Below are 12,196 nucleotides of genomic sequence, written 5' to 3'. Positions count from 1 at the left end.
ACCCACAACGGTGAAGCATCGGGGAAGGCGAACAATGCGCACGCTGCGAGTGGTCGGGTTGCACGAGGACGGTAAGTCCATCGTGTGCGAAGACCCGGCGAGCCGTACGCAATTCCTCCTCCCGGCCGATGAGAGACTGCGCGCGGCGGCGCGGGGTGACATCACCCGCCTCGGCCAGATCGAAATCGAGTTGGAGAGCCAGATGCGGCCACGCGAGATCCAGGCGCGAATCCGCGCCGGCGAATCAGTCCAGCAGGTCGCGAGCGGCGCCGGGATCTCGGAGCAGCGCGTCGAGCGCTACGCCTACCCCGTGCTGCTCGAGCGATCGCGCACCGCCGAGCTCGCGCAGAGCGCGCACCCGGTCCGTGAAGACGGCCCGGACGTGCAGACGCTCGGCGAGGTCGTCGCGTACGGCTTCGGCGTGCGCGGGCACGACTACTCCCAGGCCACCTGGGACTCCTGGAAGGGCGACGACGGCCGCTGGGTCGTCGTGCTGCGCTGGAAGGCCGGGCGTTCCGACAACCGCGCGCACTGGGCGTTCTCGCCGGGAGCGCACGGCGGCACGGTGACGGCGCTGGACGAGAACGCCGAGGTCCTGCTGGACCCGAACGCCTACCGCCCGCCCCGGACGGTCCGCGCGCTCAACCCGGCCCGCGACGCGGAGTTCCAGCCGACGCTGGACTCGGTGGCGCCGGACCACGCCGAGCTGCCGGCCGCCGAGCCGGACCCGGACGACGACACCCGCGAGATCCCCCGCGTCCCGGCCGACCCCGAAGAGGAGACGGCCGGCGCGGAGGAGCCGGCGCGGCCGAAGGCCAAAAAGAACCACCCGATCGTGCCGTCCTGGGAGGACGTGCTGCTCGGGGTCCGCTCGCAGCGCGGCTGAGTCCTACTCCACCAGCGCCGCGAGCGACTTCGGCGCGACCAGGCGGTAGGCCTCCCGCACGATCCGGTCGATCTCGGCCCAGTCGACGTCGACGTCCAGCCGCACGCCCAGCCAGCCTCGGTGCCCGACGTACGGCGGCCGGAAGAACCGTTCCGGTTCGGTGCGCACCAGCTCCTCCTGCACCCCGGCCGCCGCCGGGCACCAGAAGGCGAGCCGGCCGTCGTCGTGGTGGTGGTTCGCGAAGCTGACGAACGTCTTCTTGCCGCGCACGAACCACGTCGGCTCGCCGTGGCTGTCGCGTTCGGTCGCCTCCGGCAGCGCGAGGCAGAGCTTCCGCAACCGATCAAGCTGCTCCATCGCGCCAGTATCCCCGTTCCGGCCGGGTCAGGCGCCGCCGAAGGCGATCACCAGCACGCCGACCCAGGCGATCAGCACGCCGCCGGCCGCGCCGTAGGCGGCCCAGCGCAGGATCGGGGTGCGGCGGATCAGCCACAGCGACGGTGCGATCCCGGCCGTCACGATCACCGACGCCGCCAGCGCCAGCCAGCCGCTGGTTTCGCGCGCCAGTGTCGTCGCCAGTGCCAGCATCGCCACCACGACGACGGCGGCGATGAACGCCGAGATGGTCAGCCCGGTCACCCACGGGGTCGGCTCGCCGGGCGGTCCCGGCGGGCCCAGCACTGTCCGGACCAGCTTCCGGCCGGTCTCGGACTGCCGCGGCGGCGGCTCGACGACGGTGTCGGCGCCGGTCACCGGGTCGACGAACCGCACGGCCGTGCCCATCACCGCGGCCAGCCGGCCGGCGAGCTGACGGCCGCGCTGGGAGACAACGGCGGCCGCCTCCTCCCCCGAGTCGGCGGAGACGGCGGACGCCACCCGCGCCCACTCGTGCAGCGCCTGCGCCAGGTCGCCGCCGATCGCGAGCTTGTACGGGTCCACCTCGCGCGCCTGCACACCACCGGGCCCGGCCAGCACCGCGCGCTCACCGCGGATCCGCAGCTCCATGGTGTCCCTTCACCCCGCCCGAGTCCCCCGAAACACTAGGAGGCACCTTAGTCACCCGACGCCAGCTCGTAGAAGGCGACGGCGGCGGCCGTGGCGATATTGAGGGAGTCGACTCCGGCCGGCATGGGTATCCGCACCGCGTGATCAGCAGCGGCGAGCGCGGATTCGGTCAGTCCCGGCCCCTCCGCGCCGAAGAGCAGGGCCACCGGACCGGGCGCGTGCTCGCGCAGTTCACGGAGTGGGACGGAGCCCGGGCGCGGGGTGAACGCGGCCACCGCGAACCCGCGCGCCCGCAGGTCGTCGAGCCCGCCCGGCCAGTCCGTCAGGTATCCGAAGGGCACGCGCAGGACGTGTCCCATGGAAACGCGCACGCTGCGCCGGTACAGCGGGTCGGAGCAACCGGGGCCGAGCAGCACCCCGCCCACGCCGAGCGCGGCCGCGTTGCGGAACAGCGAGCCGAGGTTTTCGTGGTCCCCCACACCTTCCAGCACCGCGATCGTGCCGGCGCCGGTCACCACGTCGGACACCGTCAGCGGCGCGGGCCGGCCGGCGACCGCGAGGATCCCGCGGTTGAGGTGGAACCCGACGACGTCGGCCATCGTCTCCGCGGATGTGACGTACTGCGGCACGTCCGTCCCGGCGAGTTCTCCGGCCAGCTCGGCGAAACGCCGTTCAACGCCCAGCAGAGCCCGTACGGGGTACCGGGAAGCGAGCAGCCGGGACACCACGACGGTGCCCTCGGCGATGACGAGTCCCTTGCCACCAGGCCGGTCCGGGCGGCGGTCCGCAGTGGACAGGTGGCGGAAGTCGTCGAGTCTCGGGTCGCCGGAGTCGTCGATGTGGATCACGGCCATCCGCACAGTGTGTCATCCGCTTGCCGGGCGGCTCACTGGTCCGAACGTCCACCCGGCTCTGGTACGAACGGGTTCTTTTTGCTGTCGGTTAACTCCTGGTGACGGACAGCACCAGTTTGGCCGCTAGCACGGATTCAACCGCTGTGAAACGGTTATCCGCCGGGAACCTGGAACACGTACTAGTTTCCACGCCGACGCAAAGCAGGGATGGTCATGGGGATGGACCTGGCGGCACAACCGTTCAACACGCTCGATCGAGGACGGTATCGCCGCAAGGTGCAGCGCTGTCTCGACACGTTGGCCCGGATGCTCACCGACGGCAGTTTTTCGTTCCCGCGCAAGAACATCGGGCTCGAAGTCGAGCTGAACCTGGTCGACCGTGAGCTACGCCCGTCGATGACGAACACCGCGGTGCTGGAGGCGCTCGACGACCCGTCGTTCACCACCGAGCTGGGCCAGCACAACCTCGAGCTGAACGTGCCGCCGCGGCCGCTGGCCGGCGATTCGGCGCTCCAGCTCGAAGACGACCTCCGCGCGTACCTGGGCACCGCGTCGGCGAAGGCCCGTGACACCGGGTCGTCGCTGGCCATGATCGGCATCCTGCCGACGTTGAAGCACGAGCACTTCGACCAGAAGTGGCTCACCAACAAATCCCGGTACGCCACGCTGAACGACCAGATCTTCGCCGCGCGCGGCGAACGGACCGTGCTGGCGATGGAGGGCTCCGCGCTGCCGGGCCAGCAACCGGAACGCCTGCGCAGCTATGCGGAATCCATTCTTCCGGAAGCGGCGTGCACGAGCGTGCAGCTGCACCTGCAGGTGGCGCCGGAGGAATTCGCCGCGCACTGGAACGCGGCGCAGTGCCTGGCCGGGCTGCAGATCGCGCTCGCCGCGAATTCGCCGTTCCTGCTGGGCAAGGCGCTCTGGCAGGAGACGCGCATCCCGTTGTTCCTGCAGGCGACCGACACCCGGCCCGAAGAGCTGAAGAACCAGGGCGTCCGGCCGCGCGTGTGGTTCGGCGAGCGCTGGATCACGTCGATCTTCGACCTGTTCGAGGAGAACGTCCGCTACTTCCCCGGCCTGCTCCCGGAAACCGACGCCGAGGACCCGATCGAAGCCCTCGACGCCGGCCAGGCGCCGAAGCTCACCGAGCTGCGCATGCACAACGGCACCATCTGGCGCTGGAACCGCCCGGTCTACGACGTCGTCGACGGCCTGCCGCACCTGCGCATCGAAAACCGCGTCCTGCCCGCCGGGCCGACGGTCGTCGACACCGTGGCGAACGCGGCGTTCTTCTACGGTGCCCAGCGCGCGCTCGCCGAGGCGGAACGCCCGGTGTGGAGCCAGATGTCGTTCCAGGCGGCGGAGGAAAACCTCTACGCCGGCGCCCGTCGCGGCTTCGAGGCGCAGCTGTACTGGCCGGGCATCGGCTGGATCCCGCCGGACGAGCTCGCGCTGCGGGTGCTGCTCCCGCTGGCCCACGAGGGGCTGCGCCGCTCCGACGTCTCCGACGAGGCCCGCGAGCGCTACCTCGGGATCATCGAGCGGCGGTGCCTCGCGCGGCGGACCGGGGCGACCTGGCAGCGCGACTACGTCGTGCGCGCGGAGGAGCGCGGGCTCGACCGGGAGGAGGCGCTGACCCGGATGCTCGGGCGGTACCTGGAGCTGTCGGAAGCGGGCGAGCCGGTGCACACCTGGCCCGTGGACGACTGATCCGCACTAGCCTGGGCCGATGCCGAAGATTCTCGGTGGGTCGCTGGAAGCGCACCGTCGCGAAGTCCGCGCGCGCGTCTTCGACGTCCTGCGCGCCCAGCTGTACGAACGCGGCTTCGACGCGATCTCGCTCACCGGGGTCGCCGCCGCGGCCGGGGTCGGCCGGAGCGCGCTGTACAACCACTTCCCGGACAAGGAGAGCCTGCTCGTCGCCTTCGTCGAGGACGAGGCCGCCCGGTACGTCACGCGGCTGACCGAAGCCGTCGAGGCCCAGGCCGACCCGGTGGACCAGCTCGGCACGTTCGTCCGGCTCCAGCTGCGCGTGCTGGCCGAGTACCACATGCCACCGGGCACGGCGCTCGCGTCGGCGCTGGCCCCCGCGGCGTACCGGCGGATCAGCGCGCACGCCGACCCGATCACCGACCGGCTGCGCGCGATCCTCACCGGCGGGGTCGACCTGGGGCGCTGGCCCGCCGAGGACCCGGACGTGCAGATCGCGATGATCACCGCCGCGCTCGGCAACCGCGCCCTGGTCGAGGGGCCGCCGGAGCAGCGCGACGACGTCGTCGAGTCGGCCGTCCGGTTCGTGCTTCGAGCGGTCGGCGCGCAGGAGATTTAGGGTAGCCTTACCGCGGGTTATGGCCTAGGCTCTTTCTGACAGTGTGTCAGATCGATCGCCGGGAGGCCCATCATGTCGGTGACCACGGACCTGGACACCCGTCCGTTCTCGGCGGCCCTGCGCGCCTCGACGCTGCAGGTGCACGAAAAGGCGAACTACTCGACGTACATGCGCGCCCTGCTGGGCGGCGAGCTGTCGCAGGACGGCTACACCCAGCTGGCGATCCAGTACCACTTCATCTACAGCGCGATCGAAGCGGCGAGCGACCGGCTGGCGGCCGACCCGGTGGCCGGCGAGTTCGTCTTCGACGAGCTGCGACGGCTGCCGAACCTGGAGCTCGACCTGGCCCACCTCGTCGGCCCGGACTGGCGCTCGGCGATCTCGCCCCTGGCCTCGACGCAGGCGTACGTCGCGCGCGTCGAGGAGGCGTCGTCGTGGGCCGGCGGGTACGTCGCCCACCACTACACGCGCTACCTCGGCGACATCGCGGGCGGCCAGGCCATCCGGCGCCTGCTGGAGAAGACGTACGACGTGGCCGACGCGGGCACGCTCTTCTACCACTTCGAGGGCATCGGCAGCGCCCCGAAGTTCCGCGACGCCTACCGGGCGAAGCTGGACAACGCCCCGTGGAGCGAGGCCGAGCGCACCCGGGTGATCGACGAGACACTCGTGGCGTTCGAGTGCAACGTCGCGGTGTTCGACGAGCTCGCCCAGCGGCTGGACGAGTTCCGCACGGCCTGAATGACCGTCGTCACAGCTCGTTGACCTCCAGTTAGGTCCAGGTTGCAGGCTCGGTTTCGGGTGGAGTGCCCTCGGGTACGCCACTGTCGAACCCGTCGTCCCAAGCAGTGACGACGACGTGCCCCCGCTCGCCGCGGGCGGCCGTGTGCTACTAGGTTCGATACCGGAAACTTGTGTCGAAGAAGAAGGAGGGCCAATGGCCCGCTACGAGCTCCCCGATCTCGACTACGACTACAGCGCCCTGGCGCCCCACATCTCCGGCGAGATCAACGAGCTGCACCACAGCAAGCACCACGCGACCTACGTCAAGGGCGCGAACGACACCCTGGACAAGATCGCGGAAGCCCGCGACGCCGGGGACTTCGGCGGCATCGTCGGTCTCGAGACGACGCTGGCCTTCAACCTGGCCGGCCACGCCAACCACGTCGTGTGGTGGAAGATCCTGTCGCCGGAAGGCGGCGACAAGCCGACCGGCGAGCTGGCCGCCGCGATCGACGAGGCCTTCGGGTCCTTCGACAAGTTCAAGGCGCAGTTCACCGCCGTCTCGACCACGATCCAGGGCAACGGCTGGGGCGCGCTCTCCTGGGACCCGATCGGCAAGACGCTGATCACCCAGCAGCTGCGCGACCACCACAACAACCTGATCCTGCCGACCGTGCCGATCCTGCTGGTCGACGTCTGGGAGCACGCGTTCTACCTGGACTACAAGAACGTGAAGCCGAAGTACGTCGAGGCCCTGTGGAACATCTTCAACTGGGCCGAGATCAGCAAGCGCTTCGACAACGCCGTCGCCGGCGGCAACGGCCTGCTGCTCGGCTGAGCACGCGGTTCGCGAACGGGGTCCTCCACTGTGGAGGGCCCCGTTTTCGTCTCCGGGTGAATTAGCTTGACCTCGAGCGCGGTCGAGGTGTTTGGCTATGGGGCATGGACGTTGACGCGTATCTGGCCCGGCTGGGCGTCGCATGGCCCGCGGCGGCCGACCTCGCGACGCTGCGCACCCTTCAGGAACGCCACCTGGCGGCGGTCCCCTTCGAAAACCTGAGCGTCCACCTGGGCGAGCCGATCGAGCTCACCGAGGAGGCGCTGTTCGGCAAGATCGTGGAACGCCGCCGCGGCGGGTTCTGCTACGAGCTCAACGGCCTGTTCGCCGCCCTGCTGCGCGAGCTCGGGTACGACGCTTCGCTGCACGCGGCCCAGGTGTTCCGCCCGGACGGCTCGCTCGGCCCGCCGCTGGACCACGCGGCGGTCGTCGTCGAGCTCGACGAGCCGTGGCTGCTCGACGTCGGTTTCGGCCGGTTCGCCCGGCACCCGCTGCGCCTGTCCGGCGTGGACGCCCAGGCCGACCCGGAGGGCGACTTCCTGGTGCTGGACGCGCCGTACGGCGACGTCGACGTCCTGCTGGACGGGAAGCCGCAGTACCGCCTGGAGCACCGTCCGCGCCCGCTCGCGGACTTCGTGCCGATGGCGTGGTGGCAGTCGACGTCCCCGGAGTCGCACTTCACGCGGTCGCTGACGTGCTCCCGCCCGACGTCCCAGGGCCGCGTGACGCTCTCGGGCGCCAAGCTGATCGAAACCGTGGACGGCGTCCGCCACGAAGTCCGCCTGACCGGCGACGACGCGGTGCGCACGGCCTACCGGGTGTACTTCGGGATGGCGCTGCAGCGGCTGCCCACGCTCCCGGGTGAGAACCCCTTGACGAGCCCTTCACTCAGCCCGACACTGCCTTGACCCGTCAATGAACGGAGCCCCGGCCTGGGGTTCCCAGGGCCGGGGCTCCGTCCGTTCCCGAACTGACTGCCGCTCCCACCACGAAGCGGACATGTATGAGGTTAGCCTAACCTCACCTCTCCGACAAGAGGTCTCTCGCGGAGACCCGGATCTCACTCGTACGGGTGACGTCTGAGGCGAGTGGTAATCCGGCTCAGCGACGAATCACCCCAGCAGGTCGAGCTCGCGTGGACGTCCCCGCGGAAATCCGACGAGGAGCTTCGCGCGTGGGCCGAGTCGCTGGTCTCGGGGTTACTTGGCCACTGACCCCGAGCCGCACGAACCGACCCTCCAGGCACACGAACCGACCGACTGGGTACGCGAACCGACCCTCCAGGCACGCAAGCCGACCGGCTGAGTGCGCGAGCCGACCGGCTAGACCTTCGCCCGCTTCAGCACTCGCAGCCCGAACCCGCGCCGCACCGGCCACGACACGCCACCCCGCCGGATCAGCACGATCGCACAGACCACCGCGGCCAGCGCCGAGACCGCGCCGCCGATGTAGAAGGGAGACCGCCCGCCGAACGCCTGGGCCATCCAGCCGACCATCGGGCCGCCGATCGGGTTGCCGCCGATCAGGACCAGCACGTACAGGCCCATCACGCGGCCGCGCATCTCCGGGCTGACCGACGTCTGCACCAGGGAGTTCGCCGTGTTGAGGAACGTCATCGTGGCGAAGCCGAGCGGGATCAGGCCCAGGCCGAACGTCAGGTAGTTCGGCATGAACGCCGTGATCAGCTCGAAGACGCCCAGGAAGAAGGCCGACACCAGCATCAGCCGCACCCGCGGCCGGCCCTTCGTGCCGCGGCGGGCCGACATGATCGCGCCGGTGAACGTGCCGACCGCGACGAGCGTCGAGAGGAGGCCGTAACCGTCGGCGGCGGTGTGGAAGACGTTCGCCGCGACGATCGGCAGCGAGCTGAAGTACGTGATGCCGAACGTGCTGACGAACAGCACCAGCACCATGACCGTCATCAGGTCCGAGCGGCGCCGGACGTACCGCAGGCCCTCGGCGAGCTGGCCCTTCTCGCGCGGCACCGCCGCGACGCGGAACAGCTTGGCCGGGTTCATCAGGATCAGCCCGGTGATGACGGCGACCGTGCTGGCCGCGTTCGCGATGAACAGCCAGCCGGTGCCGATCCAGGTGATGGCGAACCCGGCGATCGCCGGGCCGACGATCCGGGCCATGTTGAAGATCGAGGAGTTCAGCGCGACGGCGTTCGCGATCTGGTCGCGCCCGACCATCTCGGCGACGAACGACTGCCGCGTCGGCACTTCGAGTGCCGCCGTGATGCCGAGCGTGAAGCACAGGACGTAGACCTGCCACAGCGCCACGAGCCCGGTCAGGTCGAGCACCCCGAGCACCACGGCCTGCGAACACGCCACCGCCTGGATCCAGGTCAGCAGGCGCCGCTTGTCGACGCGGTCGGCGAGGACGCCGGCCCACAGCGAGAGGAACAGCGTCGGCGCGAACTGCAGCGCGACGGCGACGCCGAGGGCGATCGGGTTGTTGCCGCTGAGGGTGAACACCAGCCAGTCCTGGGCGATGCGCTGCATCCAGGTGCCGATGTTCGAGATGACCTGGCCGGTGAAGAACAGCCGGTAGTTGCGGATCCGCAGGGAGGCGAACATGCTGCCGCGGCGCTGGGGCACGGCATCGGACGGCGGTGACGCGGACGGCAGCGGTGGTGCCGTTTCCCGGGTAGCAGTGGTTTCGATCGATCGTTCTGTTTCGCTACCCGTGGTGGTCACCGTGGTTAGTTCCCCGCCATCCTGTCGATGATTTCGGCGGCTTTCGAGAGCACTTCACGCTCTTCGTCGCCGAGCTCCGCCAATTGCCTGTCCAGCCACGCCTCCCGGACGGAGATGGCCCGCTGAACGTAGGCCAGCCCGCTCTCGGACAACTCGACGATGGCCTGCCGGCCGTCGGTCGGGTGCGGCCGCCGCTCGACGAACTTCATCTCCTCGAGCGCGGCGATCACCCTCGTCATCGAGGGCGGCTGGACGCCTTCCTTCGCGGCGAGCTGCCCGGGGGTCAGCGCACCGCACTTGTGCAAGGTGGACAGCGCGGCGACCTGCGTCAACGTCAGATCGTCCCCGACGCGCTGTGCCCGCAGCCGGCGGTTGAGCCGGACCACCGCGAGACGCAGACGGCTCGCCAAGGAGCGTTCGTGCGTGTCGCCGGACATATAGTTAGCATACCTTACGAAACTTCGTCCCTTCAGGTGATCTCCGTCAACCCGCAACCGGGGAGAGGTCCGCGCGTCCTTCCCGACGGAGGAACCTGGGGGTCCGATGAACAAGAAACCGGCCGTGGTCGGCATGGCGCTGCTGGCCGTGGTGGCCGGGTGTGGCAACAACGACGCTCCGGCGGCCGCACCGCCACCGTCGGCCGCGACCGGCGTCGCCGCGGAGGCCGTGGCGATCTACCCGCTCCCCGACGAGCCCGGCAAGACGCTCCACATCCCGGTGCCCTCGACCTGGTCGGTGACCCACGACAAGGAGCGCGCGAGCTACCGCAAGGGCGGCCTGCTCCTCGAGACCGACCGGGTGCCGATCACGCAGGAAGACGCACTGAGTGGTCTCCAGGCCGTGGCGAACGGTCAGGGTGCGGTCGCCGAGCACGCCCCGATCGCCGAACGCGACACCGCGGAATGGGACTTCACCTACGAGCGCGACGGCGTGCCCCGGCGGGTGACCGTGATCGGCCTCGGCGCCGGCGACGCGCTCGTGACGATCCGGTTCGAGGCCCCGGCCGCGGATTTCGAGCGCGACCGGAGCGTCCTCGACAACGCGCTGAAGATCAGCTGAAGGCCGCCTGGATCGGGCCGACCGCGAAGTACGCGACGAACGCCACCGCGATCACCCACATCAGCGGGTGTACCTGGCGGGCCTTGCCGGTGGCCGCGCGGATCACGACGTAGCTGACGAAGCCGGCGCCGATGCCGTTCGCGATCGAGTACGTGAACGGCATGACGACGATGGTCAGGAACGCGGGCAGCGCGATCGCGTAGTCGGTGAAGTCGATGTCGCGCACCTGCGCCATCAGCATCGCGCCGACCACGACCAGCGCCGGCGCGGCCGCTTCGACCGGCACCACCTGGTAGAGCGGCGTCAGGAACATCGCGGCGATGAACAGCACGCCGGTGACGACGTTCGCCAGGCCCGTCCGGGCGCCTTCGGCGATGCCGGCCGCCGACTCGACGAACACCGTGTTCGAGCTCGCCGACCCGAAACCGCCGGCCGCGCCCGCGAGGCCCTCGACGAACAGCGCCTTGCCGACGTTGGGCAGCTGGCCGTCCTTCGTGATCAGCCCGGCTTCCTTGCCCAGGCCGGTCATGGTGCCCATGGCGTCGAAGAAGTCGGCCAGCACCAGCGTGAACACGAGCAGGCAGACGGTGATGATCGGCAGCCGCGACCAGGCGCCGAACGAGACGTCGCCGACCAGCGAGAGGTTCGGCAGCCCGAGCACCTGGTCCGGCAGCGCCGGGTAGCCGAGGTTCCAGCCCTTCGGGTTCGTGCCCTTGGACGGCCCGGCCTTGACGATCGCCTCGACCACGATGGCCAGCACCGTCGAGGACAGCACGCCGATCAGGATCGCGCCCTTGACCTTGCGCACGACCAGGATGCCGGTGACGAGCAGCCCGACGACGAACACCGCGGTCGGCCAGCTCGCGATCGAGCCGTTGATACCCAGGCCGACCGGGACGGTGGTGTGCGCGGCGTCCGGCAGCCGGCGCACGAACCCGGCGTCCACCAGGCCGATCAGGCAGATGAACACGCCGATGCCGACGGCGATCGCGGATTTCAGCGACGCGGGCACGGCCTTGAACACCGCCGTGCGGAAGCCGGTGAGCACGAGCGCGACGATGATGACGCCCTCGATGACGACCAGGCCCATCGCCTCCGGCCAGGTCATCTGCGGGGCGATGGTGACCGCGACCAGGCTGTTGATGCCCAGGCCGGTGGCGATGGCGAACGGGTAGTTCGCGACCAGGCCCATCAGGATCGTCATGACCCCGGCGACCAGCGCGGTGACGGCGGCGACCTGCGGCACCGGCAGGATCCCGCCGAGCAGGTCCTTGTGCGCGGCCGCGTCGTCCGGGGCGAAACTGCCGATGATCAGCGGGTTCAGCACCACGATGTAGGCCATCGTCACGAAGGTGACCAGGCCGCCGCGCAGTTCACGCGGGACGGTCGACCCCCGCTCGGTGATCTTGAAGAACCGGTCCAGTGTGGACGTCCCGGTGCCGGCCACCTCCGGCGTCCCGGTGGGGGTCGTCTCCTGCTCCGCCATTCGCCCTGCCCATTCTCTCGCTGCTGCGGAGTACCCTGCACCTCGTGAGTGATCCGAGCAATCCACCGGAGGTTACGGGCTCGTTGCGGCACACGCCGGAGCTGCCCAAGAGGCTGACCGACCTGACGCCGGTGGTGATCGTAGGCACCACGATCTGGACCGTCGCGCTGGTGGTGCTCTTCTTCACGACTTCGGGGCTGTGGGTGCAGACGGCGCTGTCCGGGTTCGTGCTCGGGTTCATCGGGCTGGCGATCATCCTGTGGCAGCGCGCCGCCGCCCGCCGCGGCTCTCGTTCCGCGCAGCGTCTTTGAGTC

General features: G+C 70.0%; 14 protein-coding genes. 8 read left to right on the top strand and 6 right to left on the bottom strand.

What is annotated here, in order from left to right; genetic code table 11:
- Positions 1–34 precede the first annotated feature (34 nt).
- Positions 35–886: a septation protein SepH gene (gene sepH, locus ACIOD2_RS07625; RefSeq protein WP_400535509.1), complete on the top strand. Its 852-nt coding sequence runs from the start codon at positions 35–37 to the stop codon at positions 884–886.
- A gap of 3 nt (positions 887–889) precedes the next feature.
- On the opposite strand, the gene ACIOD2_RS07620 is transcribed toward sepH, so the two are convergent.
- The 3 genes from ACIOD2_RS07620 to ACIOD2_RS07610 are packed head-to-tail and all read right to left on the bottom strand — an operon-like array spanning position 890 to position 2,745.
- Positions 890–1,243: an MmcQ/YjbR family DNA-binding protein gene (locus tag ACIOD2_RS07620; protein ID WP_400535508.1), complete on the bottom strand. Its 354-nt coding sequence runs from the start codon at positions 1,241–1,243 to the stop codon at positions 890–892.
- 27 nt (positions 1,244–1,270) lie between these two features.
- Positions 1,271–1,891 (bottom strand): DUF2537 domain-containing protein, encoded by a 621-nt coding sequence (locus ACIOD2_RS07615; protein WP_400535506.1) that lies wholly within the window; start codon positions 1,889–1,891, stop codon positions 1,271–1,273.
- A gap of 47 nt (positions 1,892–1,938) precedes the next feature.
- Positions 1,939–2,745: a TrmH family RNA methyltransferase gene (locus ACIOD2_RS07610; RefSeq protein WP_400535504.1), complete on the bottom strand. Its 807-nt coding sequence runs from the start codon at positions 2,743–2,745 to the stop codon at positions 1,939–1,941.
- A 213-nt stretch (positions 2,746–2,958) separates the two neighbouring features.
- Between ACIOD2_RS07610 and ACIOD2_RS07605 the strand changes: the two genes are divergently transcribed.
- The 5 genes from ACIOD2_RS07605 to ACIOD2_RS07585 all read left to right on the top strand — a co-directional run bounded on the left by ACIOD2_RS07605 (position 2,959) and on the right by ACIOD2_RS07585 (position 7,546).
- Complete coding sequence (locus tag ACIOD2_RS07605) at positions 2,959–4,458, top strand: glutamate-cysteine ligase family protein (protein WP_400535502.1); 1,500 nt, start codon at positions 2,959–2,961, stop codon at positions 4,456–4,458.
- A 19-nt stretch (positions 4,459–4,477) separates the two neighbouring features.
- Positions 4,478–5,077, top strand: coding sequence for a TetR/AcrR family transcriptional regulator (locus ACIOD2_RS07600; protein WP_400535500.1), 600 nt, complete (start codon positions 4,478–4,480; stop codon positions 5,075–5,077).
- Positions 5,078–5,149: 72 nt separating this feature from the next.
- A complete protein-coding gene (locus ACIOD2_RS07595) occupies positions 5,150–5,818 on the top strand; it encodes a heme oxygenase (biliverdin-producing) (protein WP_400535498.1) in 669 nt (222 codons plus the stop codon).
- Between the two features lie 196 nt (positions 5,819–6,014).
- Positions 6,015–6,638: a superoxide dismutase gene (locus tag ACIOD2_RS07590; RefSeq protein WP_247058440.1), complete on the top strand. Its 624-nt coding sequence runs from the start codon at positions 6,015–6,017 to the stop codon at positions 6,636–6,638.
- A 104-nt stretch (positions 6,639–6,742) separates the two neighbouring features.
- Positions 6,743–7,546 carry an arylamine N-acetyltransferase gene (locus ACIOD2_RS07585; protein WP_400535495.1) on the top strand — a complete coding sequence of 268 codons (804 nt, stop codon included), beginning with the start codon at positions 6,743–6,745 and terminating at the stop codon, positions 7,544–7,546.
- A 414-nt stretch (positions 7,547–7,960) separates the two neighbouring features.
- Here the strand turns inward: ACIOD2_RS07585 and ACIOD2_RS07580 are convergent, their stop codons facing one another.
- Both ACIOD2_RS07580 and ACIOD2_RS07575 read right to left on the bottom strand, forming a co-directional pair.
- Entirely contained in the window at positions 7,961–9,217 is a 1,257-nt protein-coding gene (locus ACIOD2_RS07580; protein WP_400537929.1) for an MFS transporter, read from the bottom strand.
- Positions 9,218–9,342: 125 nt separating this feature from the next.
- Positions 9,343–9,774, bottom strand: a complete 432-nt coding sequence (locus ACIOD2_RS07575) for a MarR family transcriptional regulator (RefSeq protein ID WP_323324195.1) — start codon at positions 9,772–9,774, stop codon at positions 9,343–9,345.
- 106 nt (positions 9,775–9,880) lie between these two features.
- Between ACIOD2_RS07575 and ACIOD2_RS07570 the strand changes: the two genes are divergently transcribed.
- Positions 9,881–10,396, top strand: coding sequence for a hypothetical protein (locus tag ACIOD2_RS07570; RefSeq protein WP_400535493.1), 516 nt, complete (start codon positions 9,881–9,883; stop codon positions 10,394–10,396).
- On the opposite strand, the gene ACIOD2_RS07565 is transcribed toward ACIOD2_RS07570, so the two are convergent.
- Entirely contained in the window at positions 10,389–11,882 is a 1,494-nt protein-coding gene (locus ACIOD2_RS07565; RefSeq protein WP_400535491.1) for an NCS2 family permease, read from the bottom strand. The genes ACIOD2_RS07570 and ACIOD2_RS07565 overlap by 8 nt on opposite strands.
- 83 nt (positions 11,883–11,965) lie before the next feature.
- Here ACIOD2_RS07565 and ACIOD2_RS07560 point away from each other — a divergent pair, with 83 nt between their 5' ends.
- Positions 11,966–12,193 carry a DUF2530 domain-containing protein gene (locus ACIOD2_RS07560; RefSeq protein ID WP_400537927.1) on the top strand — a complete coding sequence of 76 codons (228 nt, stop codon included), beginning with the start codon at positions 11,966–11,968 and terminating at the stop codon, positions 12,191–12,193.
- Positions 12,194–12,196 lie beyond the last annotated feature (3 nt).

This window comes from Amycolatopsis sp. NPDC088138 (assembly GCF_044741685.1).
GTDB lineage: Bacteria > Actinomycetota > Actinomycetes > Mycobacteriales > Pseudonocardiaceae > Amycolatopsis.
Note: the sequence above shows the minus strand (reverse complement) of the source record. Positions and strands in the feature narration are given on the sequence as shown.